This window comes from Streptomyces sp. NPDC107575, from assembly GCF_055657265.1.
Genome location: NZ_JBVKBG010000007.1, coordinates 228,508 through 252,309 on the forward strand (window position 1 = coordinate 228,508; position 23,802 = coordinate 252,309).

Genomic DNA, 23,802 nt, shown 5'->3' on the forward strand with positions numbered 1-23,802 from the left:
GTTCAGTCATGGACCGCCGCATTTTCGGGCTGGAGAACGAGTACGGCGTCACGTGTACGTTCAGGGGACAGCGCCGCCTGTCTCCTGACGAGGTGGCGCGGTACCTCTTCCGCCGTGTCGTGTCATGGGGCCGCAGCAGCAATGTCTTTCTGCGGAACGGCGCCCGCCTTTACCTTGATGTCGGGTCACATCCGGAATACGCAACTCCCGAATGTGACAACGTGACCGAGTTGGTCACGCACGACAAGGCGGGCGAGCGCATTCTGGAAGGCCTGCTCGTCGACGCCGAACGCCGCCTGCACGAGGAGGGAATCGCGGGCGACGTATACCTGTTCAAGAACAACACCGACTCGGCGGGTAACTCCTACGGCTGCCATGAGAACTACTTGGTGGCGCGGCACGGGGAGTTCTCGCGGCTCGCGGACATTCTCATCCCCTTCCTGGTCACAAGGCAGTTGCTGTGCGGTGCGGGCAAGGTGCTGCAGACTCCGCGCGGTGCCGTGTACTGCGTGAGCCAGCGCGCCGAGCACATCTGGGAGGGCGTCAGCTCCGCGACGACGCGCTCCCGGCCGATCATCAACACCAGGGACGAACCGCACGCGGACGCCGAGCGCTACCGCCGCCTGCACGTCATCGTCGGCGACTCGAACATGTCGGAGACGACGATGCTGCTGAAGGTCGGCGCCACCGACCTCGTCCTGCGCATGATCGAGGCGGGCACGGTGATGCGGGACCTCACCCTGGAGAACCCGATCCGGGCGATCCGCGAGGTGAGTCACGACATCACGGGCCGCCGCAAGGTCCGGCTCGCCAGCGGCCGCGAGGCATCGGCCCTCGAGGTGCAGCGCGAGTACTACGAGAAGGCCGTGGACTTCTGCGAGCGCAGGGGTATTCGCAGCGGCACCGTGGAGCAGGTCCTGGAGCTGTGGGGCCGCACGCTCGACGCCATCGAGACCGAGAACCTGGACCTGGTGGGCAACGAGATCGACTGGGTCATGAAGTACAAGCTCATCGAGCGTTACCGCGCCAAGCACAACATGACGATGTCGCACCCGAGGGTCGCGCAGATAGACCTCGCGTATCACGACATCCACCGGCAGCGCGGTCTCTACTACCTCCTGGAGAAGAAGGGCCAGGCCAAGAGGATCTGCAACGACCTGAAGATCTTCGAGGGCAAGTCGGTGCCGCCGCAGACCACGCGCGCGAGGTTGCGCGGTGACTTCATTCGCCGTGCCCAGGAGCAGCGCCGTGACTTCACGGTCGACTGGGTGCATCTGAAACTGAACGATCAGGCGCAGCGCACGGTGCTGTGCAAGGACCCGTTCCGCAGTGTGGACGATCGGGTGGAGAAGTTGATCGCCGGTATGTGATCGCCGGTATGTGGGCGCACACGCTGAGCAATCCGGCCAGGGGCCTCGTACGAATCATTCGTACGAGGCCCCTGGCCGTGCCTTGGAATGACTTGGTTTGACAGGGGGAGGGCCTAGAGTGGCCGGACCCCATTCGAGCGACTTGAGGACCACTGTGCGACGCCGACTTGCAGCTCTACTGATCGTTCCGGCACTGGCGCTGACCGCGACGGCCTGCGGCAGCGACGACGGCAAGAAGGATTCGGCGGACAAGGCCGACTCGTCCTCGCCGAAGGCGGCCGCGGTGCCGAAGGCGGTCGACAAGGCCGACCCGATGCCGAAGGTGTCGGGGGCGTACGGCAAGCAGGCGAAGATCTCGCTGCCGAAGGGCGACCCGAGCGACAAGTTCGTCGTGCACACGGTGTCCCAGGGCGACGGGCCGGCGGTGAAGAAGAACGACCTGGTGTCGATGAACTTCACCGGCAAGGTCTGGAAGGGCGGCAAGGACCTCGGGTCCACGTACGGCGCGCAGGGCGGCGGTGACCAGATGGTGACCGCGGGTGCGGAGGGGCAGCTCCCGGCGTTCGCGCAGGCCGTGCTCGGGCAGAAGGAGGGCAGCCGGGTCCTCGTCGTGGCGCCGCCGGCCGCGGGCTTCGGCAGCCAGGGCAACCAGCAGGTGGGCATCAAGGGCTCGGACACGCTCGTCTTCGCGCTGGACGTCGGCAAGGTCATCCCGAAGAAGGCCGAGGGCAAGCAGGCCTCGATCCCGTCGAACCTGCCGCAGATCCAGGCCGACAAGGAGGAGCCGGCGACGATCTCGATCCCGAAGAGCGACCCGCCGAAGGACCTCGTCGACAAGGTCCTGATCCAGGGCAAGGGTGACGAGGTCAAGAAGGGCCAGACGGTCACCATGCAGTACAGCGGTGCCGCCTGGAAGATCAACGAGGGCAAGAAGAAGGCCGAGCTGTTCGACTCGTCCTGGAAGAGCGGTCAGCCGTTCACGACGCCGATCGGCGCCGGCCGCGTCATCAAGGGCTGGGACCAGGGCCTCGCAGGCAAGCACGTCGGTGACCGGGTGCTCCTGGTGATCCCGCCGGAGCAGGCGTACGGCAAGAAGGCGCAGGGCAAGACGCTGCCGGCCAATTCGACGCTGGTCTTCACGGTGGACATCCTCGCCGCGCACTGAGCCGTCACGCACCGGGCCAGGGAAGATGGCAGACTGTCCCGGTTGCAGAGCAGTCAACAAGCAGGAGCGCTTCACGTGAACATCGACAAGCCCGAGGTCGACTTCCCGATCGGTGACGCACCGACGGACCTCCAGATCGAGGAGATCTGGGAGGGCGACGGGGCCGAGGCGAAGGCCGGCGACTTCGTGAAGGTCCACTACGTGGGTGTGTCCTTCTCCACCGGCGAGGAGTTCGACGCCTCCTGGAACCGGGGCAACCCGCTGGAGTTCCAGCTGGGCGCCGGTCAGGTCATCGCGGGCTGGGACAAGGGCGTGCAGGGCATGAAGGTCGGCGGCCGCCGTCGGCTGACCATCCCGGCGCACCTCGCGTACGGCGACCGTGGCGCCGGTGGCGGCCGCATCGCCCCCGGCGAGACGCTGATCTTCGTGTGTGACCTGATGGGCGTCTGAGTCCGGTCACACACCGACCACGAGCGGTCAACCGAAGGCCCATGCCGCCTGGCATGGGCCTTCGGCTTTTGCCAGGACACGCCCGAGCGGTACGGTCGTCCGTCGGGAGTCACCTGAGGAGAGGGCGTCGATGGCGATTGCCAAGGCCGAGCGGCTGATGAATCTGGCGCTGTGTCTGCTCGGGACGCGGCGCCCGCTGAGCAAGCGTGAGCTGCGCGGATCCATCGAGGCCTACCTCGAGGCGGGCAGCGACGATTCCTTCAACCGGATGTTCGAGCGCGACAAGGACGATCTGCGCGAACTCGGCCTGGTCATCGAGACCGTGGAGAACCTGGACGGCGAGGTCGGCTATCTGGCCGGACGCGACAGCAACCGTCTGCCGCCCGTCACGCTCGACGCGGAGGAGGCCGCCGCCCTCGGTCTCGCCGCGAAGGTCTGGCAGCAGGCCCGGCTCGCGGGCGCGGCGAGCGGCGCGCTGCAGAAGCTGCGCGCGGCCGGGATGCCCGAGGACGTGGACCCGTACGAGAGCCATGGCGCGCTCGAGCCGAGAATCCCGGCGCACGAGGCGTCCTTCGAGCCGCTGATGCTGGCCTGCCGCGACCGGCGTCCCGTCATCTTCGACTACCGCAAGGCCACGGCCGCCCGGCCCGAGCAGCGGCACGTGGAGCCGTGGGCCCTGGAGTGCTGGCGCGGTCACTGGTACCTCGCCGGCTTCGACCGCGACCGGCAGGCCGAGCGGGTGTTCCGGCTGTCCCGGATCACCGGCAAGGTGCGCTCGCGCGCGGGGCAGTTCAAGGCGCGGGTGCCGGACGTCGTGACCGTGCGGGAGACCGTCGCGAGCTGGGCGGGGGAGACCGCCGACCGGTCCGCGCTGATCAGGCTGCGGGCGGGCGCCGGCTATCCGCTGCGCTCCAAGGCCGCCTCCGTGCGCGACCTCGGCGACGGCTGGGACGAGGTGGAGATCCCGTACGGGCACGGGCTCGACGCCTGGCTCGTGGAGTTCGGCCCGGACGTGGTGGTGCTCGAGCCCGCCGAGCTGCGGGCCGATGTCGTGGACCGGCTGCGCGCGGTGGCCAAGGGCTGAGGGGGAGTACGTACAACCATGGCTGCCAACGCCATCGACCAGACCCGCCGGATGCTGTCCCTGGTGACGTATCTGCGTGAGCGCCCCGGCGCCCGCGTGGAGGACGTCGCGCGGGCCTTCGGCATCACGCAGGACGAGCTGATCTCCGACCTGGACGTGCTTCCGCTGTGCGGGACGAGCTTCCGCGGCGGCGATCTGCTGGACATCGACACCGACGGCGACCGCATCTGGTGGCACAACCCGGACGACGTCGCGGAGCCGCTGCGGATCGCGGCCGACGAGGCGACCGCGCTGCTGGTCGCCGCGCGGGCCGTGGCGACGCTGCCGGGGCTGCGGGAGAGCGACCGGCTCGCGCTGCTGCGGGCGACCGCGAAGCTGGAGGCCGCGGCCGGTGAGGTGGCCGGTGCCAGCGCGCGCCTGAGCGTCACCTTCGAGTCGGAGGGCGGCGTCTTCGCGGACGTCGACCGGGCGATCTCGGAGCGGCGCAGGCTGTGGATCCGCTACTACTCGCCCGCGCGGGACGAGGTGACCGAGCGGGAGATCGACCCGATCCGGCTCGTGAGCGTGGGGCACACCTACGTAGAGGCGTGGTGCCGTCGTTCCGAGGCGCGGCGGACGTTCCGGCTCGACCGGGTCGCCGAGATCAAGGTGCTGGACGAGCCGTCGGCGCCGCCGGAGGTCGAGCTGCGGGACCTGTCCGAGGGGCTCGTGCAGCCCGCGGCCGAGGATCCCGAGGTGGTCGTCGAGGTCGGCCCCGGCGGGCGCTGGGTCGCCGAGTACTACCCGCACGACAGCGCGGAGGAGCTGCCGGACGGCGGGCTGCGGATCACGCTGCGCACCCCGGACCCGTCCTCGCTGCGCAGGCTCGCGCTGCGGCTGGGCAGGGACGGGCACATCGTGTCGCCGGCCGAGCTGGCGACGAGCGCGCGGGACGCGGCGCGCGAGGCGCTCGCGGCGTACGACGGGGTGGCGTGAGGGAGTTGGACGAGCCCCCGGATCCCCGGCGACGCGGCGCGACGTACGGTGCACAACGGACAAAAGGTGCGAGGTGTGTGACATGACTGGTGTGGCCGGTTTCACTGACATTGCCGAAATGCCCGCCACGGCGTCCACCGTGGCGCCCGTCGTCTTCAGGGCCGCCTGCCCCGACTGCCGCGCCCGCTTCGAACTGGCCGCCTCCGCGATCCGGTTGGCGATCGGGGGCAGCAGCCGCACCACGTTCTACTCGTTCACCTGCCCCGAGTGCGAGACCTCGGTGCGCAAGCCCGCGGGCGAGCGCATCATCGAACTCCTCACCGGTGGCGGGGTGCGCACGCTGCGCCTCCACCAGACCGTCTAGGCTCGGCGCATGTTCTGGGCGATGCTGGCGGTTGCTGTGGGTTTCGTGGGGCTCGCCGTGCTGGCGGTCCTCGCGGTGCGGGTCTTCGTCGAGGCGCAGCGCCTCGGGCGTCAAGTGGCCGACACCACGCAGCGGATCAACCGTGCGGCGGAGGATCTCGAGCGGGCCGCCGTCGGGGTCGCGAAGGCCGGCGGCGACGTGGCCTGACGGCCCGTCGACACCCTCGGCGGGAGCGTGGAAAGCGCTTTACCGCCGCGGCCTGTCCCGTTGTCGGGGTCGGCGGGTACGCTCCCTTTGGCGGTCCGGTAGTGAGGCGCGGTCCGCAATTGGGAGGACGCACGGGCATTGCCTCGTGTTTACCCCCACGGGATACGATCGCTGCCAGCACGGTGGTCGGACAACAGTCCGAGGTCCGATCGGAACCGGCAGCCCCGCCCCCTGCCGCCTCAGTGAGAAGGTAAACGGATATGTTCGGAAGGCTCGGTGCACCCGAGATCATCCTGATCCTCGTAGTGGTCATTCTGCTGTTCGGCGCGAAGAAGCTTCCCGACATGGCGCGTTCGCTGGGCAAGTCCGCCCGCATCCTCAAGAGCGAGGCCAAGGCCATGAAGAGCGAGGGCGGCGACAAGTCGGCCGCTCCCTCGGACCCGCCGCAGGACGCCGCGACGCCGGCGCAGCGCACCATCAAGGCGGCCCCCGGTGACGTGGACAGCTCGCGTCCCGTGAACGAGCAGACGAACCAGACGACCAAGAGCTGATCTAAGGCCGCCCCTGCCATGGCGGACCGCTGTCATGGTGCGGTCTGACGCACGAGATGAGGACGTGGGTTGCTCAAGTCTGCCCGCAAACAGGAGAAGGATCCCGAGGGGCGGATGCCGCTCGCGGAGCACCTGCGTGAGCTCCGCAACCGGCTCGCGAAGGCGCTCCTGGCCATCGTCGCGATCACGGTCGTCGCCGCGTTCTTCTACAACGACATCATCAACCTGATCACCCGGCCGATCCTCGACTCGGTCGGCTGCGAGCAGTCGTTCTCGGAGCTGGCCAAGTCCACGTCGGACAAGCCCTGCGCCCAGATCACGCTCAACGGTCTGCTGACCCCCTTCACGCTGGCGCTGAAGGTGTCGTTGATGGCCGGTGTCGTGGCCGCCTCGCCGGTCTGGCTGTACCAGCTCTGGGGCTTCGTGGCCCCCGGGCTGCACAAGCACGAGAAGAAGTACGCGTACGCGTTCGTGGGCACGGGCGCGCCGCTCTTCGTGGCCGGCGCCTACTTCGCCTACTCGGTGCTGCCGACGACGGCGAAGGTCCTCATCGAGTTCACCCCGGGCAATGCCCAGAACCTGCTGCCGCTCGACGACCTGCTCGATCTCGTGCTGCGCATGGTGCTCGTCTTCGGCCTCGCCTTCGAGCTGCCGCTGCTGCTCATCTTCCTCAACCTGATCGGGGCGATCACCGGCAGGCGGATGCTCGGCTGGTGGCGCGCGATGATCATGGGCATCACGGTGTTCGCGGCCGTCGCGACGCCGAGCACGGACCCGCTGACCATGCTGGCGCTCGCGGGCCCGATCTGGGTCCTCTACTTCGGAGCGGTGCTCTTCTCGCTGCTCAACGACCGGCGCAGGCGGATCAGCGAGGCCAACGGCCCCGATGACGACGAGGCCTCCGAGCTCGACCTGACGCCCGAGGACATCGGCGAGATCGAGTCCGTCCCGGCGGGCCGGGCGCTCCCGGAGCAGGCGACCTCCGAGCGCTCGTCGGACGTGGCGACCCGAACGGACCGGGTCAACGGTTACGACGATGTGACCTGAGGTAACTCCAGTTCAGGGCGGCGCACTTGTTAGTGTCCGCCCGTGAGCCGTGACATCACCCTCTTCGTCAATCCCACCGCGGGACGCGGCCGGGGCGCAGGCGCTGCGCAGCCGGCCGCTTCTGCTTTGCGGGCCGCGGGCTTCCAGGTGCGCACCGTCGTCGGCACGGACGCCGGCGACGCCCTCGCACGCGCGCGTGCGGCGGTGGGGGAGGGGACCGGGGCGCTGGTGGCCGTCGGCGGGGACGGCCTCGTGAACCTGGCGCTGCAGGCCGTCGCCGGGACCGACACGCCGCTCGGGATCGTCGCGGTCGGCACCGGCAACGACTTCGCCCGCGCGCTCGGGCTTCCGATACGCGACCCGGCCGCGGCCGGGAGACTCGTCGCCGACGCGCTGAAGGGCTCGGGGACCCGCGAGATCGACCTCGGCCGGATCGGCGACCACTGGTTCGGCACCGTGCTCGCCTCCGGCTTCGACTCCCGCGTCAACGACCGGGGCAACCGGATGCGGCTTCCGCTCGGCCGCTTCAAGTACGACCTGGCGATCGCGCTTGAACTGGCCACCTTCAAGGCGGTCCCGTTCAAGCTGACCCTCGACGACGGCTCCGTGCGCGAGGTCCCCGCGACCCTGATCGCCGTCGGCAACGGGACCTCGTACGGGGGCGGTATGCGGATCTGCGCGGACGCCGACATGAGCGACGGCCTCTTCGACGTGACCGTCGTCGGGGACTGCTCCCGCACCACCCTGCTGAAGGTGTTCCCGCGCGTCTACAAGGGGACCCATCTCGACCACCCCGCGGTGAGCGTGTACCGGGCCGCGCGTGTCGAGCTGGCCGCCGAGGGCATCACCGGCTACGCCGACGGGGAGCCGGTCGGACCGTTGCCGCTGGTCGCGCAGTGCGTGCCGGGGGCGGTGCGGATCCTCGCCGGGGCTCCCGCCGGGGCCCTTGCCGGATAATGATCGTCCGATGTCAGTGGTCGTCGGTAGGCTGGAAAGCACGATGACAGAGGACCTCTCCCCGGCCGAGCGGTATGCGGCAGCCCGTCAGCGGGCCGCCGAGCAGGCCACCGCGCTCGCGACCTTCCGCGAGATGTACGACTTCGGCCTCGACCCCTTCCAGATCGAGGCGTGCCAGGCGCTGGAGGCGGGCAAGGGCGTCCTGGTCGCGGCGCCCACCGGCTCCGGCAAGACGATCGTCGGCGAGTTCGCCGTACACCTTGCCCTGCAGCAGGGCAAGAAGTGTTTCTACACGACCCCCATCAAGGCCCTGTCGAACCAGAAGTACCAGGACCTCGCGAAGCGCTACGGCGCGGACAAGGTCGGCCTGCTCACGGGCGACAACAGTGTGAACAGCGACGCGCCGGTGGTCGTCATGACCACCGAAGTGCTGCGCAACATGCTCTACGCGGGCTCGCAGTCGCTCCTCGGGCTCGGCTACGTCGTGATGGACGAGGTGCACTACCTCTCCGACCGCTTCCGCGGCGCCGTCTGGGAAGAGGTGATCATCCACCTCCAGGAGTCCGTGACACTCGTCTCCCTGTCGGCGACGGTGTCGAACGCGGAGGAGTTCGGCGACTGGCTCGACACCGTGCGCGGCGACACCGAGGTGATCGTCTCCGAGCACCGGCCCGTCCCGCTGTTCCAGCACGTGCTCGCCGGGCGCCGGATGTACGACCTCTTCGAGGAGGGGGAGGGCAGCAAGAAGGCGGTCAACCCCGACCTGACGCGGATGGCGCGCATGGAGGCCAGCCGCCCCTCGTACCAGGACCGCAGACGCGGCCGGCACATGCGCGAGGCCGACAGGGAGCGGGAGCGCCGACAGCGCTCCCGGATCTGGACGCCGGGCCGCCCCGAGGTCATCGAGCGGCTCGACTCCGAGGGCCTGCTGCCCGCCATCACCTTCATCTTCAGCCGCGCCGCCTGCGAGGCCGCCGTCCAGCAGTGCCTGTACGCGGGCCTGAGGCTCAACGACGAGGACGCGCGGGCCCAGGTCCGCTCGATAGTCGAGGAGCGCACGGCGGCGATTCCCGACGAGGACCTGCACGTCCTCGGGTACTTCGAGTGGCTCGAAGGCCTGGAGCGCGGCATCGCCGCACACCACGCGGGCATGCTGCCGACCTTCAAGGAGGTCGTCGAGGAGCTGTTCGTACGCGGCCTGGTGAAGGCGGTGTTCGCGACGGAGACGCTGGCGCTCGGCATCAACATGCCCGCCAGGTCGGTGGTGCTGGAGAAGCTCGTCAAGTGGAACGGCGAGCAGCACGCGGACATCACGCCCGGCGAGTACACGCAGCTCACGGGCCGCGCCGGCCGACGCGGCATCGATGTCGAGGGCCACGCCGTGGTGCTGTGGCAGCGCGGCTTCAGCCCCGAGTACCTGGCGGGCCTCGCGGGCACGCGCACGTACCCGCTCAAGTCCAGCTTCCGGCCGTCGTACAACATGGCGGTGAACCTGGTCGAGCAGTTCGGCCGGCACCGCTCCAGGGAGCTCCTGGAGACCTCCTTCGCCCAGTTCCAGGCGGACCGCTCGGTCGTGGGCATCTCGCGGCAGGTGCAGAAGAACGAGGAGGGGCTGGAGGGCTACAAGGAGTCCATGACCTGCCACCTCGGCGACTTCGAGGAGTACGCGCGACTGCGGCGCGAACTCAAGGACCGCGAGACCGAGTTGGCCAAGCAGGGCGCGGCGCAGCGGCGCGCGCAGGCGGCGGCCGCGCTGGAGAAGCTGAAGCCCGGCGACGTCATCCATGTGCCGACGGGGAAGTTCGCGGGCCTCGCGCTCGTCCTCGACCCGGGCATCCCGGCCGGCCGGTCCAACGGGCATCGCGGTTTCGAGCACCACGACGGGCCGAGACCACTGGTGCTGACCGCCGAGCGTCAGGTCAAGCGGCTCGCCTCGATCGACTTCCCGGTGCCCGTCGAGGCGCTGGAGCGGATGCGGATCCCGAAGTCGTTCAACCCGCGCTCGCCGCAGTCCCGGCGCGACCTCGCCTCCGCGCTGCGCACCAAGGCCGGCCACATCGTGCCGGACCGGCACAAGAAGAAGGGCCGCTCGCCGGCCGCCGACGACCGGGAGATCACGCGGCTGCGGACCGAGCTGCGGGCGCATCCCTGCCACGGCTGCTCCGACCGCGAGGACCACGCGCGCTGGGCCGAGCGCTACTACCGGCTCAGGCGGGACACCGGACAGCTGGAGCGCCGGATCGAGGGGCGCACCAATACGATCGCGCGGACCTTCGACCGCATCGTCAAGCTGCTCACGGAGATGGACTATCTGCGCGGCGACGAGGTGACCGAGCACGGCAAGCGGCTCGCCCGGCTCTACGGCGAGCTGGACCTGCTCGCCAGCGAGTGCCTGCGGGACGGCGTCTGGGAGGACCTGAACCCGGCCGAACTCGCCGCGTGCGTCTCAGCGTTGGTGTTCGAGGCGCGCGTCGCGGACGACGCGATGGCGCCCAAGCTGCCCGCGGGCAGGGCGAAGGCGGCTCTCGGCGAGATGGTCCGGATCTGGGGTCGGCTCGACGCCCTGGAGGAGGAGTTCCGGATCAACCAGGCGGAGGGCGTCGGCCAGCGCGAGCCCGACCTCGGCTTCGCCTGGATCGCGTACGAGTGGGCCTCCGGCAAGGGGCTCGACGAGGTGCTGCGGGAGGCGGAGATGCCGGCCGGCGACTTCGTGCGCTGGTGCAAGCAGGTCATCGACGTGCTGGGGCAGATCGCGGCGGCCGCGCCCACGGAGGGCTCCACGGTGGGGCGCAACGCGCGCAAGGCCGTGGACGCCGTGCGCAGGGGAGTCGTCGCCTACTCCTCGGTGGGGTAGCGGCACCGAAGCAACAGCGGGACGTACGTCGGCGGGCCCACCTGGATGCCAGGTGGGCCCGCCGCTGTGTTCGGGCGCGTTCGTGCGCGCGGACGCCATTGCTCCATGTGTGCGAATCGCGACCGAGCGTGTAAATGCAGCGAGTGTATTCCTGTCGTGGGGCCGATTTCAGGCCCTTGCTGAATATGACACGGCGATGATCCGGCGGGACTAAGCTCGCTCACAGCGCACCGAGTTGGGATGAATTCGGCCGCTTGTTCTCTTATGCGCCGAAGTTCCGTGATGCGGCGTACGTCAAGTGTGCCGAAGCATCCTGAAACTCCGACGTTCCCAGACCCGACCGTTCAGAGGGCATACATGGTGAGTGTTCAATCGCCTCCCGGTGGCCGAGAAGTCCCCTATCTGCGCGTGCTGTTGCTGCCCGCCATGGTCTTGGCGGCCGCCACCGGAGCAGCCGCCGCCCTGGTCACGGAGCCCGCCCGGCCGGCCGTCGCCCTGTGCGGCGCGCTCGGCGTGCTCCTCGTGCTCGCCGTCTCGGCCGAGGCGGTCCGCCGCGGCCGCGTCAACCGGGCACAGCGCGCCCAATACGCCCGGCACGTAGCCGAGTTGGAAGCCCGGATAGCCGCCCAGGAGGACCGCACGATGCGGGTGGCCAAGGAGGTCTTCCCGCACGCCCTGTACCGGATGTCCGCCGGCGACCGGCCCTACGACGCCGTCCGCAACACCTGCGACGCCGAGCCCGCCTTCCGTGATGTCACGCCCGGCGAGCGCGAGTTGATGAGCGTGGCCCTCAAGCACATCGACCGGGAGATCACGATGCGGGACGCGGCGCAGCGCGCCTTCGTCTCCGTCGCCCGTCGCGTCCAGGCCATCGTGCACAAGCAGGCCGAGGAACTCCGCGAGATGGAGGAGGACCACGGCCGCAACCCGGAGGTCTTCGACGACCTCCTGCGCGTCGACCACGGCACGGCCCTGATCGGCCGCCTCGCCGACTCCGTCACCGTCCTCGGCGGTGCCCGCCCCGGACGGCAGTGGCCCAAGCCGGTCAAGCTCTACAGCGTGCTGCGCGGCGCCATGTCGCGCATCCTCGAGTACCCGCGCATCGATCTGCACGCGATCTGCGACGTGGCCATCAAGGGCGTCTCCGTCGAGCCCGTCATCCACGCCTGCGCCGAACTCCTCGACAACGCGACCCGCTACTCGCCGCCGACCACCCGCGTGCACGTCACCGCGGTCGAGGTGCAGACCGGCGTCGCCATCGAGATCGAGGACGGCGGCGTCAGCCTCAGCGAGGAGCAGCGCCGCAAGACCGAGGGCATGCTGGAGAAGGCCAAGGCCGGCTACGACCTCAACGACCTCGGCGAGAGCCCGCGTCTCGGCCTCGCGATCGTGGGCCGGCTCTGCGCGATGTACGACATGCAGATCTCACTGCGGCAGTCCGCGTACGGCGGCGTGCGCGCGGTGCTCGTCGTGCCGCGCGACATGATGAGCACCCAGCACGCCCCGGGCCTCGCCCACGGCATCGGCGCCTCCGCCGTGCCGCGCGTCGACCACAAGGGCGTACCGGTCAAGGAGGAGCCGCGGCTGAAGAAGACGCGCCGCCCCACCACGGGACCCCGCCCCGTCACGGGCCCGCGCCCCTCCGCCCCGCTCGTCGCCGCGATGGAGGACGACGTACCCGTGGTCACGGAATGGCGGGCCAACGGGCTGCCGCAGCGGCGCAGGAAGTACGACACGAAGGTCATCGAGGACCAGATCATCGTGACGCCCCGCAACCCGGACCTCTCGACGCCGCCGCCCGCGGCGGAGCCCGCACCGGCGGGGTACGGGGCGCCGGCCTCCGCCCAGCCCGGGGAACAGGACCACGGCGGGGCCGAACAGCCCGAACCCGGCCTGTGGGTCGAGGCGTTCATGAACGGACTGAAGCCCGAGGGGGGCCGGGCCGAGGCGGCCGACGGGGCGGGGCACCCCGCGCAGGAGCCGGAGGGCTCGGCCAAGCCGCATGACGACGCGTACAACCAGCAGGTCGACGAGGGAGACCGTCAGTGATCCAGCAACGGGCCAATTTCGACTGGATGCTCAAGGAGCTCGCCGAGTGCGTGCCCAATGTGAAGCAGGTGGTCGTGCTCTCCTCGGACGGGCTGCGCATCGCCCGCTACGGCGGTGACCCCGATGCCGCGGACCGGATCGCCGCCGCCTGCGCGGGACTTCAGTCCCTGGCCTCCGCCGTCGCCACGGAGATCCCGGAGAGCAGCGGCAAGATGAACATGGTCATCATCGAGGTCGACGGCGGCTTCTTCTATCTGATGGCCGCGGGCAAGGGCGCGTATCTCGCCGTGCTCGCCGACCAGTTCGTCGACGCGGGCCTCGTCAGCCACCAGATGCGCGATCTCGTCATCCGCATCGGCGCCCATCTGACGAGCCCGCCCCGGCGCAACGGCCAGACCGTATGACCCACCGTCCCCCCGAACCCCCGTTCAGGGAACCGCCGCCCAAGCGGGAGCGCCGGGCGCACCAGGGCGACGGAAAACCCGATCCCGAGCGTCTGTACGTCATCACGGGCGGCACCGACGGAAGCGACCGCGCGCCGCTCGACCTGGTGACCCTGATCGTGGCGCGCGGCGATCCGCCGCCGGCCTCGCCGCCCGAGCAGGCCGCCGTCATCCGCCTGTGCAAGACGCCCCTGTCGACGGCCGAGATCTCGGCCTACCTCGCCCTGCCGTTCAGCGTGGTCACCGTGCTGCTCGGCGAACTCCTCGCGGCCGAGCTGGTCCAGGCGCGCGCGCCGGTGATCCGAGGCGCGGTCGCGGACCGTTCCCTTCTCGAAGCGGTGATGCATGGACTACAGAAGCTCTGACAGCACGGCCGGGGGCGACACCGCGATGAGCGTGCACATCCCGGGGCCCCGGGCCGAGGAACGACTGCCCGACACCGTCACGTCGGCCGTGAAGATCGTCATCGTGGGCGGCTTCGGTGTCGGAAAGACCACCATGGTCGGCTCCGTCAGCGAGATCCGCCCGCTCACCACCGAAGAGACCATGACGCAGGCGGGCATCGGCGTCGACGACAACTACGGCTCGGAGACCAAGACCGCCACCACCGTGGCCATGGACTTCGGCCGGATCGGCATCACCGAGGAACTCGTCCTGTACCTCTTCGGCACGCCGGGGCAGGAGCGGTTCTGGTTCCTGTGGAACGGCCTGTTCGAGGGCGCGCTCGGCGCCGTCGTGCTCGTCGACACCCGCCGCCTCGAGGTCAGCTTCGACGTGATCGGGCGGCTCGAGGAGCGCGGAGTGCCGTTCGTCATCGCCAACAACGCCTTCCCCGACGGGCCGCGCTACCCCACCGATGAGCTGCGCAAGGCGCTCGACCTGGACCCGCACGTCCCCATCGTCGAGTGCGACGTGCGTCGCAGGGCGTCGAGCCGCGAGGTGCTGCTCACGCTGATGCGTTTCCTGCACGAGATGGCGCTGCACCGGGCCTGACGCACCGTCAACGTCCCTGTCGCCGCCCGAAGTCCGCTACTCATCCCGTCGAATACTTCTTCCGTCGAACCACACCGACCGGAGCATTCCCGTGACGTCACCCTCCCAGCCTCCACAGTCGCCCACCGCATTCGACGCACTCGGAGACTCCCCGCTCGCACCGCCCGGCTGCCCCGCCCACGCCCTCGGCCCCGACGGCCTTCGCCGGCTCTACGGCCCCGAGGCAGACGCGGACCTCGCCGGTGTCTACGAGAAACTCCGCGCCGAGTACGGCCCGGTCGCCCCGGCGCTCATCCACGAGGACGTCCCCATGTGGGCGGTGCTCGGACACAGCGAGAACCTCCAGATGGTGAGCACCACCTCCCTGTTCAACCGGGACTCCCGGAACTGGACCGCCGTCAGGGACGGCTCCGCGGGGCCCACGCACCCGCTCGCCCCCGTCTTCACCTGGCAGCCCATGTGCGCGATGGAGGAGGGCGCCGAGCACCTGCGGCTGCGCAGCCCGGTCACCGCCGCCGTCGAGACCGTCGAGCACCGTGAGCTGCGCCGCTCCATCAACAGGGCCACGCAGGAGATCATCAACAGGTTCTCCGAGCGCGGCCGCTGCGAGGTCGTCAGCGAGTTCGCCGAGCACCTCCCGATGATGGTGATGCTGGAGATGCTCGGCGCTCCCGAGGCGTACAGCGAACGCATCGTGCAGGCCACCCGCGATCTGCTCAAGGGCGGCGAGTCGGCGATCGCGTGCAACGAGTACCTGATGGGCATCCTGATGGACCTCGCCGTGCGGCGCCGCGCCGAGCCGCTCGAGGACGACTTCACCAGCACCCTGATCACCTCGCCCTCCGCGCTCACCGACGACGAGGTCGCGCAGACGCTGCGGCTCATCCTCATCGCCACGTACGAGGGTTCGGCCAACCTCATCGCGAACGTGCTGCGTGTGGTGCTCACCGACCCCCGGTTCCGCGCGCGGCTCAACGGCGGGCAGATGACCGTGCCGGAGGCGGTCGAGCAGTCGCTGTGGGACGAGCCGCCGTTCAGCGCCAACGTCGGCTACTTCGCCAAGGCGGACACGGAGCTCGGCGGGCAGCGCATCCGTGCGGGCGACGGCCTGATCTTCGGCATCCAGCCGGGCAACGCGGACCCGAGGGTGCGGCCCGAACCCGGCGCCCACATGATGGGCAACCGCTCGCACCTCGCGTTCGGCGGCGGGCCGCACGAGTGCCCCGGGCAGGACATCGGGCGCGCGGTGGCGGAGATCGGGGTCGACGCGTTTCTGATGCGCCTGCCCGACGCCGAACTCGAGATCCCCGAGAGCGAGTTGCGGTGGACCTCGACGATCATGGGTCGGCACCTGGTGGAGCTGCCGGTGGACTTCTCGCCGCGTCCGCCGCAGGACGTGAAGTCCCAGCCGGGCCAGCTGCCGTCGCAGCGGCCGGACTGGAAGATCACCTCGGGCTCCGTGCCCATGCCGCCGCCGGTGACGACCACGCCCGTGGCCGCGCCGCCCACCGCGCCCGCCGCGCCGGCGGCCCCCGATCCGGCCGCGCAGCCCTCGTACGCGTACACGCAGCCGAGCCCGCAGGGGCAGGCCAGGCCCGGGGTGTGGCAGCGCTTCCTGCGCTGGTGGCGCGGTGAGTGAGCCGGCCTCCTAGGCCGGTTCCGCCTCCGGCCCCCGCTCCCACTCCTCGTACGCGGTCCAGGCCGTGAGTTCCCTTCGGCTGACGAAGCGGTGCTCGCGGCCGCTCACCGGGTCCGTGAACTCCAGGGTCCTGGACAGGAGTTGAAGGGGGCGCCGGAAGTCGTCGTCCGCCTGTCGTTCGGCGACTTCCGGGAAGAACGGGTCGCCGAGGATCGGTAGGCCGGCGCGGTTCATGTGGACGCGCAGCTGGTGCGTACGGCCGGTGTGCGGGGTCAGGCGGTACAGGCCCAGGTCCCCCTTGTGCTCCGCGAGTTCGATGTGGCTCTCGGCGTTCGGCTCGCCTCCCGGCACCTCGAAGGCGGGGAGCCTTCCGGGCTCCTTCTCGATCCGGCCGCGCAGGGTGACGGGGAGCTCCACCCCCGGGTCGTACGCGGCCACGGCCTCGTACCGCTTGGTGACCCGGCGGTCGCGGAACAGGGTCTGGTAGTGGCCGCGCTCCTCGGGCCGCACCACGAACAGGACGAGCCCGGCCGTGAGGCGGTCGAGGCGGTGGGCCGGGCTCAGCCGCTCGATGCCGAGGTCGCGGCGGAGCCGGGCGAGCGCGGTCTCGGTGACATGGCTGCCGCGCGGCGTCGTGGCGAGGAAGTGCGGCTTGTCGGCGATCACGATGTGCTCGTCGCGGTACACGACCTCGACGGGGAACGGCACGGGGACCTCGGGCGCGAGCTCGCGGTGGAACCACACGCTGCCGCCCACCTCGTAGGGGCTGTCGGCGGTGACCGGAAGCCCGTCCGCGGTCACGAAGGCGCCCTGCGCGATCATCCGGTCGATCACCGTGTCCTCGGCGGGCAGCGTGTGCACGAGGTGGTCCCGGACGGTGCGCCCCTGCCCGCCCTCCGGCATCCGTACGCGGACGGCGTCGATGCCTTCGCGCTGCGGGAGCGGGGAGGGCGGCGGAGCGGGGCGCTTGCGTCTTCTCACAGAGGGAAAGGGTACGGCGGCTCAGGCCTCCTGCTCGGCCTCCACCTGCGCGTTCCAGTCGCGCTTCGAGGCCTGCCAGCCGTCCTCGTTGTGCCCGAGGCGCCAGTAGCCGGAGATCGACAGGTCCTCGCGGGGGATCGCGCGGTCGATCCGCAGATGCCGGCGCAGCTCCTTCACGAAGCCCGCCTCGCCGTGCACGAACACATACGGGCGGCCCTCGGGGAAGTCGAGCCCGGTCACCGCCTCGATGAGCGCCTGGCCGACCGGGCGGCCCGCGCGGTGCAGCCAGGTGACCTCGACGGGGGAGTCGATCTTCTGCTCCTCCTCGGGGCCCTCGACCTCGACGAAGGCGTGTGCCGGCGCGCCCTCCGGCAGCGCCTCGAGGGCGGCGGCGATCGCCGGCAGGGCGCTCTCGTCACCGGCGATCAGGTGCCAGTCGGCCGTCGGGTCCGGGTGGTAGGCGCCGCCGGGGCCCATCAGATGGATGGTCTCGCCCCCTTCGACGCCGGCGGCCCATGGCCCGGCCAGGCCCTGGTCGCCGTGCACCACGAAGTCCAGGGTGAGCTCGAGCGCCTTCGGGTCCCAGGTGCGCACCGTGTACGTACGCGTCACGGGCCACTGGTCGCGGGGCAGCTCCTCGCGGATCCTGGCCATGTCGAAGGGCTCCTCGTAGGTCACCCCGGCCGGGGCGAAGAGCAACTTCACGTAGTGGTCGGTGTGTTCGAGCTCCTGCGGGAAGTCCGCGAGCCCCTCACCGCCGAGCACCACCCGCCGCATGTGAGGTGTCAGGCTCTCGGCGCGCACGACCTGCGCGGAGCGGGCCTTGCGGGGCGGGCGTGCGGGGCGCTCGGCCATGGGCGGTCTCCCTCGATCCACGGTTAGTTAGGTATACCTAAGCTAACACCTCATTCTGAGAGGGTGCTGAGGAGGCGCTGCAAAGAACCTCCCAAGCCCCAGCGGGCCGCCAACTCCTCAAGGGCCGCGGCGTCGTGCGGAGCACGCGGCAGTGCCGTGTCCACCTCCGGCAGTGGTACGTCGCCCGCGACGCGCACCACCGTCGGCGCCACCGCCAGATACGGGCGCGCCTCGTCGAGCCGCTTGCGCTGCGTCGGCGTCAGCTTCGACTTCGGGTCGTCGACGGCCGCCATGATCCCGGCCAGGCCCCCGTAGGCCGCCAGCAGCTTCGCCGCCGTCTTCTCGCCGACGCCGGGCACGCCCGGCAGTCCGTCGCTCGGGTCGCCGCGCAGCAGCGCCATGTCCGCGTATCCGGCGCCGTCCACCCCGTACTTCTCGCGGAGCAGGTCCTCGTCCGTCACCTGCAGCGTGCCGACGCCCTTCAGTGGGTACAGCACACGCCGCTCCAGCTTGTCGTCGACCAGCTGGAAGAGGTCGCGGTCGCCGGTGACGATGTCGACCGGGCCGTCGGCCCGCCCCGTGAACGTGCCGATCACGTCGTCCGCCTCGTACCCCTCCACGCCCACGCGCGCGATGCCCACCGCGTCGAGCACGGCCTCGATGACCGGGACCTGGGGGGAGAGGGTGTCCGGGATCTCCTCCTCGTCCGGCGATCCGGCCGGCGTCTCCTCGGCGACGCGGTGCGCCTTGTACGAGGGGATGAGGTCGACGCGCCACTGGGGGCGCCAGTCCGCGTCCATGCACGCCACCAGATGGGTGGGGCGGTGGTCGTGCACGAGGCGGGTGATGAATTCGAGGAGCCCGCGCACCGCGTTCACCGGGGTGCCGTCCGGGGCCTTCACCGAGTCCGGCACCCCGAAATAGGCCCGGAAGTACAGAGATGCGGTGTCGAGCAGCATCAGGCGCCGGTCCGCCGCCGCTCCTGTCGTGGATGTCGTCTGGGTCACGTTCGCATCATGCCTGACGCCACCGACAGTCACCGACCGTGAGTGCGTGATCAGCGTGAGTGAACACGCTGTGAACTGGGTAACTCCCCCGTTTGTTTCAGATAAACGGGGGCAGGCGCCGCCACGGAGCGGTGCCGGTACGTACTTCAACTATTGGGGGACGACCGGTCAGACGGACGGATCCGTATCGCTCTACGGCCCGCCGGCGGGGGAGGCGGGCCGTGTTGTTTCGACCCGAGAGGTGTATGTGTCCAGGCTTGAAGCCGAAGACCTGTACAAGGTGTTCGGCAGACGACCCGATGAGGCTGTGGAGAAGCTCCGCAGCGGTGCAGACCGTGAGGAGCTGCGCGCGGAGGGAACCACCGCGGCCGTGATCGACGCGTCGTTCACGGTCGAGTCCGGCCAGATCTTCGTCGTCATGGGTCTGTCGGGATCCGGAAAGTCCACTCTCCTGCGCATGCTGAACGGACTCCTGGAGCCGACCGCGGGACACGTCCGCTTCGACGGACAGGACCTGACGGCGCTGGCTCCCAAGGAGCTGCGCCAGGTGCGCTCCCACAAGATCAGCATGGTGTTCCAGCACTTCGCGCTGTTCCCGCACCGCTCGGTGATGGAGAACGCGGCCTACGGCCTCGAGGTGCAGGGTGTTCCGCGCGCCGAGCGCGAGGAGCGGGCGATCGAGGCGCTGCGCCTCGCGGGCCTCGAAGGGTGGGAGAAGTCCTTCCCCGACGAGCTGTCCGGCGGTATGCAGCAGCGTGTGGGCCTGGCCCGCGCGCTCGCCACCGACGCCGACCTGCTGCTGATGGACGAGTCCTTCAGCGCGCTCGACCCGCTGATCCGGCGCGACATGCAGGACCAGCTCCTCGAGCTGCAGAAGACGCTGAAGAAGACGATCGTCTTCATCACCCACGACCTCAACGAGGCGATGCGGCTGGGCGACAACATCGCGGTCATGCGCGACGGTCGCATCGTCCAGATCGGCTCGGCCGAGGACATTCTCGTCACGCCGGCCAACGACTACGTGGCCTCCTTCACGCAGGACGTCGACCGCTCCCGGGTGCTGAGCGCGAGCGCGATCATGGCGGAGCCGGAAGACGGCTACGACATGGCCGACGCCCCGGCGAAGGTCCACCAGGACGCGCAGATCATCGACCTGTTCACGCCGTGCTCGACGAGCGAGATACCCGTCGCCGTCGTCAACGACGACGGCGAGCTCCAGGGCGTGGTGCCGCGCGAGCGGCTGCTCGCCGTGCTCGGTGAGCCGATGAAGACCGTCGAGAACGGTACGAAAGGTGAGGCCGCCGGCCTCACGGAGGACAAGAAGGACGCCGTCCCGTCGCCGCGTGGCGAGGGCGACGAGCCTGCCGAGAAGGTGAATGCCGGTGCCTAGGATTCCCTTCGGTGACTGGGTCAACAGCATCGTCCAGTGGATGCTGACCCACCTCGACTGGCTGTTCGGCTTCTTCGAGGACATCTTCAACGGCGTCTACAACGGCCTGACCGAGGTCCTCCAGGCCCCCGAGCCGCTGCTCCTTGCGGGTATCTTCGCCGTCATCGCGTTCTGGCTGCGCGGCACACTCGGCGGCGTACTGACCTTTGTCGGGTTCTGGTTCATCCAGAACCTGGAGCTGTGGGACGACGCGATGATGACGCTGTCGCTCGTCCTCGTGTCGACGATCATCGCGTTGATCATCGGTGTGCCGCTCGGTATCTGGGCGGCCCGCTCCAACCGGATCAGCAATCTGTTCCGTCCGGTCCTCGACCTGATGCAGACGCTGCCGGCGATGGTCTACCTGATCCCCGCCATCCTCTTCTTCGGCTCGGGCGCCCCGGCCGGTATCGTAGCGACGCTGATCTTCGCGGTGCCGCCGGGCGTGCGCATGACCGAGCTGGGCATCCGCCAGGTCGACAAGGAGCTGGTCGAGGCCGCCGACGCGTTCGGCACCAAGCCCAGCAACACCCTGTGGCGCGTGCAGCTGCCGCTGGCGCTGCCGACGATCATGGCGGGTGTCAACCAGGTCATCATGCTCGGCCTGTCGATGGCCGCCATCGCGGGCATGGTCGGCACCGGCGGTCTCGGTGGCTCGGTCAACGAGGCCATCGGCCAGCTGAACGTCGGCCTGGGTGCCGAGGCCGGTATCTCCATCGTGATCCTCGCGGTCTACCTCGACCGCATGACCAGCTCGCTCGGCCAGCAGGTCTCCCCGCTGGGCCGCCGCGCGCTCAACAAGCTGCGGGCCACGCACGGCCTGAAGATCTGGTCGTACCGCCCCCGCGCGGCCGTCGCCGTGGTCGGTGTCGTCGTCCTCGCGCTCGTCGCGGGCGGCATGGGCATGTTCGGCCAGAACAACTCGGCCTCCTCGCCGGCCGCCGCGTCGACCAACGTCGGCCAGGGCAAGAAGATCTCCATCGGCTACATCCCGTGGGACGAGGGCGTCGCCTCGACGTTCCTGTGGAAGGAGATCCTCGAGCAGCGCGGCTTCGACGTCGAGACCAAGCAGTTCGACGCCGGCCCGCTCTACACCTCGCTCGCCGACGGCAGTGTCGACTTCCAGACCGACTCGTGGCTGCCGACGACGCACGCCCAGTACTGGAAGAAGTACGGCGACAAGCTCGAGGACCTGGGCAGCTGGTACGGCCCGACCTCCCTTGAGCTGGCGGTGCCTTCGTACATGAAGGACATCAAGTCCATGGAGGACTTGAAGGGTCAGGCCGACAAGTTCGACGGCAAGATCACCGGCATCGAGGCCAGCGCCGGCGAGATGGCCCTGCTGAAGAGCAAGGTCCTCAAGGAGTACGGCCTCGACAAGGAGTACAAGGTCGTCGACAGCTCGACGCCGGCCATGCTGGCGCAGCTGAAGCGTGCCTACGCCGCGAAGAAGCCGATCGTCACGACGCTGTGGTCGCCGCACTGGGCGTACAACGACTACAAGCTCACCAAGCTCAAGGACCCGAAGGGTGCCTGGGGCAAGGGCGACGGCGTGCACTCGCTGGCCCGCAAGGGCTTCGGCAAGGACTTCCCCGAGGTCAACAAGTGGGTCAAGAACTTCAAGATGAGCGAGAAGCAGCTCACGAGTCTTGAGGCCGAGATCAACAAGGTCGGCAAGGGCAAGCAGCCCGACGCCGTCAAGGCGTGGCTGAAGAAGAACCCCGGGTTCGTCAACAAGGTCGCCCCGGTCAAGCAGGGTGCCCCGGCCGAGGCCAAGCGCCCGGTGACCGTCGCCTGGTTCCCCTGGGACGAGGACATCGCGGTCACGCACCTCTGGAAGCACGTTCTGGAGAAGAAGGGCTACAAGCTCAACCTGAAGCAGATGGACGTCGGCCCGGTCTACACCGGTCTCGCCAGCGGTGACCTGGACGTCAACTTCGACGCCTGGCTCCCGCACGCGCAGTCCAACTACTGGGACAAGAACAAGAACAACCTCACGGACCTGGGCAGCTGGTACAGCCCGACGTCCCTCGAGGTGTCCGTGCCGTCCTACGTGAAGGGCGTCAAGTCCTACGAGGACCTGAAGGGCAAGTCCAAGCTCTTCGACGGCAAGATCATCGGTATCGAGGCCGGTACCGGCGAGATGAGCCTGCTGAAGAAGGACGTGCTCCCGGCCTACGGCCTGGACAAGGAGTACAAGGTCGTCGACGGCTCCACGCCGGCGATGCTGGCGCAGCTGAAGCGCGCGTACGCCAAGAAGGAGCCGATCGCGGTCGTGCTCTGGTCCCCGCACTGGGCGTACAACGACTACAAGCTCACCAAGCTCAAGGACTCGAAGAAGGCCTGGGGTCCCGGCGACAAGATCCGCACCATCGCCAACAAGGAATTCCCCAGCAAGTACCCCCAGCTCACGAAGTGGTTCAAGAAGTTCAAGCTGAGTGAGGACGAGCTGGCGAGCCTGGAGTCCGAGATCAAGACGCAGGGCCAGGGGCACGAGGAGGCGGCCGTCTCCAAGTGGCTCGAGTCGCACCAGGACGTCGAGAAGCGGATGACCGCTTCCTGACACACACCTGCTGAGGCGTGACCGACCGTGAGGGGCGGGTTCCCGTGAGGGGGCCCGCCCCTCACGGCGTTTCCCGCGCTCACATGAAACCGCGGGGTGAACATGCGTAGGGTGCATTCAAACGAACCGGGCACATGATGAACCGGGCGCACGAAGCACCGGGTTCATGAAGCATCGGGCGCGTGAACAGGGAATCGCACAGGGCAACCGGCGGGAGGGAGCGGAAGTCGTGGACGAACACAAGGAATCACTTCGCGTGGGCGCGGCCGTCCGGCGCCGTCGGCGCGCCCTCGAGCTGACCCTGTCGGCCGTCGCCGAGCGCAGCGGCCTGTCGGTGCCCTTCCTCAGCCAGGTCGAGAACGAGCGGGCGCGGCCCAGCCGCCGCTCCCTGGAGAAGGTCGCCGACGCGCTCGGCACCACCGCCGTCGAACTCCTCGCAGCCGCCGACCCGGCCCGCACCGTGGACCTGGTGCGCGCGGACGACCCGTCCGTGGAGAGCGGTTCCGGGGAGGACGCGGACGGGTTCGTCGTACGGTCCCTGGTCCGCGGCCACCACCAGATGCACGCCCAGGAGTTCGTCGGCGACCACGATCCGGGCCGCGAGTTCCAGCTCCGCAACGACGTGCTGATGCATGTGACGGAGGGCGCCGTCGAGGTCGAGGCGGAGGGGCGCGCGTACCGGCTCGTCCGCGGTGACACCCTGTATCTGACCGGTGGCGTGCGGCACCGGTGGCGGGCGACCGTGCCGGACGCGCGCGTGGTCGTCGTGGCCGTCGCCGAGCACATCGACGCGGTCGACGAGCCGGGCCCGAAGTAGGC

At 69.6% G+C, this 23,802-nt stretch carries 22 protein-coding genes; 19 read left to right on the forward strand and 3 right to left on the reverse strand.

What is annotated here, in order from left to right; genetic code table 11:
- Window positions 1–8: 8 nt before the first annotated feature.
- The 16 genes from pafA (at window position 9) to ACZ7L4_RS33515 (ending at window position 16,148) form a co-directional block, all read left to right on the forward strand.
- Complete coding sequence (gene pafA / locus ACZ7L4_RS33440; protein ID WP_399231261.1) at window positions 9–1,370, forward strand: Pup--protein ligase; 1,362 nt, start codon at window positions 9–11, stop codon at window positions 1,368–1,370.
- Between the two features lie 154 nt (window positions 1,371–1,524).
- The gene (locus ACZ7L4_RS33445; RefSeq protein WP_472108489.1) at window positions 1,525–2,535 is read left to right on the forward strand and encodes an FKBP-type peptidyl-prolyl cis-trans isomerase; all 1,011 of its coding nucleotides are present in this window, start codon (window positions 1,525–1,527) and stop codon (window positions 2,533–2,535) included.
- 75 nt (window positions 2,536–2,610) lie between these two features.
- Window positions 2,611–2,985: an FKBP-type peptidyl-prolyl cis-trans isomerase gene (locus tag ACZ7L4_RS33450; RefSeq protein WP_422478600.1), complete on the forward strand. Its 375-nt coding sequence runs from the start codon at window positions 2,611–2,613 to the stop codon at window positions 2,983–2,985.
- A gap of 130 nt (window positions 2,986–3,115) precedes the next feature.
- Entirely contained in the window at window positions 3,116–4,069 is a 954-nt protein-coding gene (locus tag ACZ7L4_RS33455) for a helix-turn-helix transcriptional regulator (protein ID WP_472108491.1), read from the forward strand.
- A gap of 18 nt (window positions 4,070–4,087) precedes the next feature.
- Window positions 4,088–5,044, forward strand: a complete 957-nt coding sequence (locus tag ACZ7L4_RS33460; protein ID WP_472108493.1) for a helix-turn-helix transcriptional regulator — start codon at window positions 4,088–4,090, stop codon at window positions 5,042–5,044.
- A gap of 118 nt (window positions 5,045–5,162) precedes the next feature.
- Complete coding sequence (locus ACZ7L4_RS33465) at window positions 5,163–5,408, forward strand: hypothetical protein (protein ID WP_385759647.1); 246 nt, start codon at window positions 5,163–5,165, stop codon at window positions 5,406–5,408.
- Window positions 5,409–5,417: 9 nt separating this feature from the next.
- Entirely contained in the window at window positions 5,418–5,615 is a 198-nt protein-coding gene (locus tag ACZ7L4_RS33470; protein WP_385759650.1) for a G protein-coupled receptor family protein, read from the forward strand.
- Between the two features lie 260 nt (window positions 5,616–5,875).
- Complete coding sequence (tatA, locus tag ACZ7L4_RS33475) at window positions 5,876–6,166, forward strand: Sec-independent protein translocase subunit TatA (protein WP_422406231.1); 291 nt, start codon at window positions 5,876–5,878, stop codon at window positions 6,164–6,166.
- 69 nt (window positions 6,167–6,235) lie between these two features.
- On the forward strand, window positions 6,236–7,213 hold the full coding sequence (tatC, locus tag ACZ7L4_RS33480) for a twin-arginine translocase subunit TatC (RefSeq protein ID WP_472108496.1): 978 nt from the start codon (window positions 6,236–6,238) through the stop codon (window positions 7,211–7,213).
- Window positions 7,214–7,255: 42 nt separating this feature from the next.
- Entirely contained in the window at window positions 7,256–8,170 is a 915-nt protein-coding gene (locus tag ACZ7L4_RS33485) for a diacylglycerol kinase (RefSeq protein ID WP_472108498.1), read from the forward strand.
- Between the two features lie 43 nt (window positions 8,171–8,213).
- On the forward strand, window positions 8,214–11,024 hold the full coding sequence (locus ACZ7L4_RS33490) for a DEAD/DEAH box helicase (RefSeq protein ID WP_472108500.1): 2,811 nt from the start codon (window positions 8,214–8,216) through the stop codon (window positions 11,022–11,024).
- Between the two features lie 357 nt (window positions 11,025–11,381).
- Window positions 11,382–13,073, forward strand: a complete 1,692-nt coding sequence (locus tag ACZ7L4_RS33495) for an ATP-binding protein (protein WP_472108502.1) — start codon at window positions 11,382–11,384, stop codon at window positions 13,071–13,073.
- A complete protein-coding gene (locus ACZ7L4_RS33500) occupies window positions 13,070–13,477 on the forward strand; it encodes a roadblock/LC7 domain-containing protein (protein WP_266721521.1) in 408 nt (135 codons plus the stop codon). The genes ACZ7L4_RS33495 and ACZ7L4_RS33500 overlap by 4 nt, the downstream gene beginning before the upstream one ends.
- Complete coding sequence (locus ACZ7L4_RS33505) at window positions 13,474–13,881, forward strand: DUF742 domain-containing protein (RefSeq protein ID WP_450817360.1); 408 nt, start codon at window positions 13,474–13,476, stop codon at window positions 13,879–13,881. The genes ACZ7L4_RS33500 and ACZ7L4_RS33505 overlap by 4 nt, the downstream gene beginning before the upstream one ends.
- Window positions 13,862–14,509: a GTP-binding protein gene (locus ACZ7L4_RS33510; RefSeq protein ID WP_450817359.1), complete on the forward strand. Its 648-nt coding sequence runs from the start codon at window positions 13,862–13,864 to the stop codon at window positions 14,507–14,509. Before ACZ7L4_RS33505 ends, ACZ7L4_RS33510 begins: the two co-directional genes overlap by 20 nt.
- 91 nt (window positions 14,510–14,600) lie before the next feature.
- Window positions 14,601–16,148 carry a cytochrome P450 gene (locus ACZ7L4_RS33515; RefSeq protein WP_472108505.1) on the forward strand — a complete coding sequence of 516 codons (1,548 nt, stop codon included), beginning with the start codon at window positions 14,601–14,603 and terminating at the stop codon, window positions 16,146–16,148.
- Window positions 16,149–16,157: 9 nt separating this feature from the next.
- Here the strand turns inward: ACZ7L4_RS33515 and ACZ7L4_RS33520 are convergent, their stop codons facing one another.
- Genes ACZ7L4_RS33520 through ACZ7L4_RS33530 form a run of 3 tightly spaced genes read right to left on the reverse strand, consistent with a single transcriptional unit; the run spans window position 16,158 to window position 18,943 of the window.
- Window positions 16,158–17,129: a pseudouridine synthase gene (locus ACZ7L4_RS33520; RefSeq protein WP_472108507.1), complete on the reverse strand. Its 972-nt coding sequence runs from the start codon at window positions 17,127–17,129 to the stop codon at window positions 16,158–16,160.
- A 21-nt stretch (window positions 17,130–17,150) separates the two neighbouring features.
- Window positions 17,151–17,984 (reverse strand): siderophore-interacting protein, encoded by an 834-nt coding sequence (locus ACZ7L4_RS33525; RefSeq protein WP_472108509.1) that lies wholly within the window; start codon window positions 17,982–17,984, stop codon window positions 17,151–17,153.
- Between the two features lie 50 nt (window positions 17,985–18,034).
- Window positions 18,035–18,943, reverse strand: a complete 909-nt coding sequence (locus tag ACZ7L4_RS33530; RefSeq protein WP_472108821.1) for a 5'-3' exonuclease — start codon at window positions 18,941–18,943, stop codon at window positions 18,035–18,037.
- Window positions 18,944–19,238: 295 nt separating this feature from the next.
- Between ACZ7L4_RS33530 and ACZ7L4_RS33535 the strand changes: the two genes are divergently transcribed.
- The 3 genes from ACZ7L4_RS33535 (at window position 19,239) to ACZ7L4_RS33545 (ending at window position 23,800) form a co-directional block, all read left to right on the forward strand.
- Entirely contained in the window at window positions 19,239–20,381 is a 1,143-nt protein-coding gene (locus ACZ7L4_RS33535; protein WP_472108511.1) for a quaternary amine ABC transporter ATP-binding protein, read from the forward strand.
- A complete protein-coding gene (locus tag ACZ7L4_RS33540; protein WP_472108513.1) occupies window positions 20,374–22,983 on the forward strand; it encodes an ABC transporter permease/substrate binding protein in 2,610 nt (869 codons plus the stop codon). The genes ACZ7L4_RS33535 and ACZ7L4_RS33540 overlap by 8 nt, the downstream gene beginning before the upstream one ends.
- Before the next feature lie 229 nt (window positions 22,984–23,212).
- Window positions 23,213–23,800, forward strand: a complete 588-nt coding sequence (locus ACZ7L4_RS33545) for a helix-turn-helix domain-containing protein (protein ID WP_472108515.1) — start codon at window positions 23,213–23,215, stop codon at window positions 23,798–23,800.
- Window positions 23,801–23,802 lie beyond the last annotated feature (2 nt).